General features: G+C 69.5%; 2 protein-coding genes. Both read left to right on the forward strand.

The features are described 5' to 3' along the window. The first annotated feature begins 357 nt into the window (after nt 1-357). A complete protein-coding gene (locus BBK14_RS10460; RefSeq protein WP_241831380.1) occupies nt 358-1,359 on the forward strand; it encodes a substrate-binding domain-containing protein in 1,002 nt (333 codons plus the stop codon). An 86-nt stretch (nt 1,360-1,445) separates the two neighbouring features. Continuing rightward, a complete protein-coding gene (locus tag BBK14_RS10465) occupies nt 1,446-2,747 on the forward strand; it encodes an MFS transporter (RefSeq protein WP_071061430.1) in 1,302 nt (433 codons plus the stop codon). Nucleotides 2,748-2,819 lie beyond the last annotated feature (72 nt).

The following is a 2,819-nucleotide window of genomic DNA, read 5'->3' on the forward strand; positions in this document are numbered from 1 at the left end:
GTGTCGCGACCAACATCCCATCAACACCCAAACGGCACGGCCCCTCGACAGACACCCACGCCGCGCCGATCCCACGGGTTCACCGAACACTTACGGCTGAGGAAACGAAGGCCCGAAGGCAACGAAAGCTCGGAATGTTGCCGGACGAGGGCTGTGGTTTCCAACAGTAGTCGGGACGTCGCGATCTCCGTTCCTCATGATCGGAAAGGCAGGTTCAAGCCGCAGATCGTGAAGAACTGTCAGTGGCCACGAGATTCTGTCGAGATCCGTTCTCTCCGTGGCCCTTGACGGAAGCGGCAGCGGTGCCTGTCCGGGGCGGAGGAGATCGCGCTGCGTTCACCACGTGCTGCGGTTCTGATGGTCGTACAGTCGTCGGCTGTGGCCCGCTATGTGGATATCGCTCATGATCTGGCGTGTCGTGTGCGCTCCGGGGAGTTGTCGGCGGGTGCGGAGCTGCTCGGGGTGCGGGAGTACGCCCGTGTGCTCGGGACGACGTCGTCGACGGTGGTACGGGCCTACCGGTATCTGGCGGACGGCGCGGTGATCACGCTGGCGGATCGGCGGCGGGCTCGGATAGCCGGGGATGGTGCGATCGCGGCGGCGCGGCTGTTGGAGCCGGAGCGGGTGTTCCGGCTGGCGGGCAGCGACGATCCGGCGTTGGGCATTCTGCTCGGTCGGCTCGGCGCGGCAGTGGAGCCGGTGGGGGCGCGGGGGAGTTTTCCCGGGCTGCGGGCGGTCGCGCGGGGTGAGGCCGATGGCGCGGTGATCCACCTACGTCATCGTGACGGTGTGTACAACGAGGCGTTCGTCCGGACTGTGCTGGGCGGCGATGAGCCGCACCTGCTGCATCTGTGGTGGCGCGAGCAGGGCCTGATCGTCCCCGCTGGTAACCCCCGTGGGCTGGCCTCCGTCGCCAGGATCAGCGGCCGGCAGGTCGCCCGACGCGAGATCGGAGCGGGGACACGGGCATTGCTTGATCAGCTACTGCTCGCCGAGGGGATCGCCCCGGACACGGTTGCCGGGCCGGAACTGTCCTCGCACGTGGAGATCGCGTTCGCGGTCGCCCTGGGGATCGCCGACGTGGGGATGGGGGTACGGGCAGGGCTGGCGGATCTGGGGCTGGAATTCGTCCCGCTGCTGTGGGAGCCGTACGAGATCGCTCTCGGGCGGGAAGCGTTGGGCGCGGCCCGGCCGCTGCTCGCCGCGCTGCGGGACCCGACCCTACAGCGGGCAGTCACGGCGCTGGGTGGCTATGACCTTGCCCACACCGGCACGGTCCGGCCGGTCGGCTCAGGCTGTGCACGCGGGGATAGCGCTGCGGTTGTTGGTCCGGACAGTGGTAGCACAGGCCGGCATTGAAGATCAATAATATACGGGTCGAAGTAGGAAGAACAGTCTGCACGCGCGCTTCCTGATCCGGTCTTCTTCCGTATGTGTGTAGCGAGATGGAGAGTGAGACGCGGGTCGGCTCGGTGCCGGAAGCAGCGATCAGCACTCCGGAGGAGTCGGCTCGCCGCCGGCCGTGGCTGACCCCGGGGGCCGGGGGTATCGGGTCGGCGAGTTTCCTCGCCGACGTCGGGCATGAGGTGCCGACCGCGCTGATGGCCGGTTTCGTCACCACGACCCTGGGTGCGCCGGCCGCTGCGCTGGGAGTGATCGAGGGCATCTCGGACGGGCTGGCCGGTGCGGGCCGGTTCGTCGGGGGCGCGCTGGCTGACGACCGTCGGCGGCGCCGCACGGTCGCGGTCGGCGGCTACACCACCACCGCCGTACTGTCCGCGCTGATCGGGGTGACCACCTCGGCGGTGCAGGTGGGGGTGCTGCGCGGGTCGGCGTGGGCGGCTCGGGGCCTGCGAGTCCCGGCCCGAAACGCGTTGCTTGCTGACGTGGTGCCTGCCGCGGCGTATGGCCGGGCCTACGGGTTCGAGCGGACCATGGACAATCTCGGGGCGATCGTGGGCCCGCTGCTCGCGCTCGGTCTGGTGTCGCTGGTCGGAGTGCGCGCCGCGATGCTGCTGTCGGTGATTCCGGGGCTGCTGGCCGCGGTCGCGATCGTCTACGCGATCCGGCAGGCGAAGCTGCCACGGGCCGGTGAGCGCCGCCGGCTGCGGTTTCAGGTCCGGCCGGTGCTGCGTGGGCAGCTCGGGCGGGTGCTGGCCGGGTTCACCGCCTTCGAGGTCGGCAACGTGGCTGCAACCCTGCTGATCCTGCGTGCCACCGACCTGCTGGCCTCCGGCCACGGCACGGACGCGGCCACCCGGATCGCGATCGGTCTGTACATCGCTTACAACATCGCTGCCACGATCGCGTCGTTTCCCGCGGGAGGAATCTCCGACCGGCTTGGCCGCCGCGGGCCACTGCTGGTCACTGTCGCTGGCGTGACGGCGTTTCTGAGCTCCTATCTGCTGTTCGCTGTGTCCGGGCCGCAGGTCTGGCTGCTGGGTGCCGCGTTCGTGCTGGCCGGTCTGGGGATCGGGTGCGCGGAGACCGCGGAGCATGCGGCGGTCGCCGCCTTTGCTCCTGAGGAGATTCGTGGGTCGGCGTTCGGGCTGCTCGCCACCGTGCAGGCGGTCGGAAACATCGCCGCCAGCGTCGTCGCCGGGCTCCTGTACACGATGGCCTCACCCGCGTTTGCGTTCGGCTATCTCGCGGCCTGGATGGCGCTCGCGCTCACGGTGCTCCTGTGGGCGGCGTGGAAAACCCCAGGCACGGAGCCGGTTCGCACCCGTCAGCCCACAAGCCTCTGAACCGGGCCTACTGGGGTGGGCTGAACACGGTGGCGAGGGCGGCGAGTGCTTCGGGTACGGCGCGGTAGTAGG

Source organism: Parafrankia soli, assembly GCF_001854695.1.
In the GTDB taxonomy this organism is placed as follows: Bacteria; Actinomycetota; Actinomycetes; order Frankiales; family Frankiaceae; genus Parafrankia; species Parafrankia soli.

Bases quoted from the DNA above. Each gene is read 5' to 3' on its own strand.
- BBK14_RS10460 (WP_241831380.1), top strand. From the start codon at position 358: ATGGTCGTACAGTCGTCGGCTGTGGCCCGCTATGTGGATATCGCTCAT.
- BBK14_RS10465 (WP_071061430.1), top strand. From the start codon at position 1,446: ATGGAGAGTGAGACGCGGGTCGGCTCGGTGCCGGAAGCAGCGATCAGC.